Here is a 1,517-nt window from a genome sequence, read left to right on the forward strand (position 1 = left end):
CTGTTATAATAGCTTTGGCTCGCGGTTTCCGCCACGGCGGATTCACAGCGGACCGGATTCAGGAAACGGGCTGGACAATGAAGAGCGGCGGCCGCCGGCAAGGCATCATGGATTTTCTGATGGACACTGGCACGGCCAGTGTCGATGACCTCGCCTCGCGCTTTGGCGTGTCCAAGATGACCGTCCATCGCGACCTCGACGAGCTTGAGGAAAGCGGTTTCCTGCGCAAGGTGCGCGGCGGCGCCTCGATCCAGCCGAGCGGCCTGTTCGAAAGCGATTTCCGCTACCGTCAGAAGCAGGCCGGTGAGGAGAAGCAGCGCCTGGCGGCTGCCGCCGTGGCGATGATTGAACCCGGCCAGACGGTGATCATCGACGACGGCTCGACGGCCGGTGGCATCGCGCGCCACCTTGCGGATCTCCGCCCGCTGACTGTGATCTCCAACAATCTGGCCGTCATACAGGATCTGGCAGGCATTGGAGGGATCACCCTGATTGCGCTCGGCGGCCAGTACAGCAAGAAATTTCATGGTTTCTTCGGCCTGCTGGCCGAGGACACGTTGAGATCGTTGCGCGCCGATGTGGCCTTCCTGTCGTCGTCTGCCATCCACGGCGCTTGCGCCTTCCACCAGGACCAGGAAGTGGTCCACACCAAGCGGCTGATGATGGCCGCCGCCAGGCGTAAATATCTGCTGGTCGATCACGGCAAGTTCGGCCGCACGGCCCTGCATTTCCTGACCGATCTCAAGGCGTTCGACGCCGTCTTCACCGGTCGCGAACTGGGACCGCAGATGCGCCAGGCGTTGGATGGCGCCGATGTTTCGCTAACACTAGTCGAGAAGGACTAGACCATGATCCCGAAAAGTGGGAATCGGTTTTCGGAAAAGATCATGGTCAAAGAAGAAGATAGAGCCCCATCCCGCTACGCGGGATGGAACAGACTCTAGAAGGAGGATGCGTGGTTTACTGGCTCGGCACAAGCTGGAAAATGAACAAGACGCTTGCAGAGGCGACTGACTTCGCCAAGGCGCTGGCGGGGTTCGTCCCCGGTTTCGACGACCGCATCCAGCCCTTCGTCATCCCGCCCTTCACGGCGGTCCGCGAGGTCAAGAAGGCGTTGGCGACGACGCGGGTCAAGGTCGGCGCCCAGAACATGCACTGGGCCGACGGCGGAGCCTGGACCGGGGAGATCTCGCCCGTGATGCTGACGGATTGCGGCCTCGACCTCGTCGAGCTCGGCCATAGCGAACGGCGCGAGCATTTCGGCGAGACCGACAATGCTGTCGGCCTCAAGGCAGCTGCGGCGGTAAAGCACGGGCTGGTGCCGCTCATCTGCGTCGGCGAGACATTGGCGCAACGCAACAGCGGCCAGGCCGATGCGGTGCTGGCCTTGCAGGTGCACGGCGCGCTAAAGGTCCTCGAAGGCGAGGCGAAAGCGGCGACGATCCTGTTCGCCTATGAGCCGGTCTGGGCGATCGGCGACAAGGGCATTCCGGCAAGTGCGGACTACGCCGATAGGC

The 1,517-nt window shown here is 62.6% G+C and carries 2 protein-coding genes; both read left to right on the forward strand.

Annotated elements, in window-relative coordinates:
• Positions 1 to 77 precede the first annotated feature (77 nt).
• On the forward strand, positions 78 to 845 hold the full coding sequence (locus tag EOA85_RS35060; protein WP_127212713.1) for a DeoR/GlpR family DNA-binding transcription regulator: 768 nt from the start codon (positions 78 to 80) through the stop codon (positions 843 to 845).
• Between the two features lie 140 nt (positions 846 to 985).
• Positions 986 to 1,517: triose-phosphate isomerase (locus EOA85_RS35065; protein WP_245486335.1), on the forward strand; the 532-nt coding region annotated here is incomplete at its 3' end.

The sequence above is a fragment of the Mesorhizobium sp. M5C.F.Ca.IN.020.29.1.1 genome (assembly GCF_003997375.1).
Classification (GTDB): domain Bacteria; phylum Pseudomonadota; class Alphaproteobacteria; order Rhizobiales; family Rhizobiaceae; genus Mesorhizobium; species Mesorhizobium wenxiniae.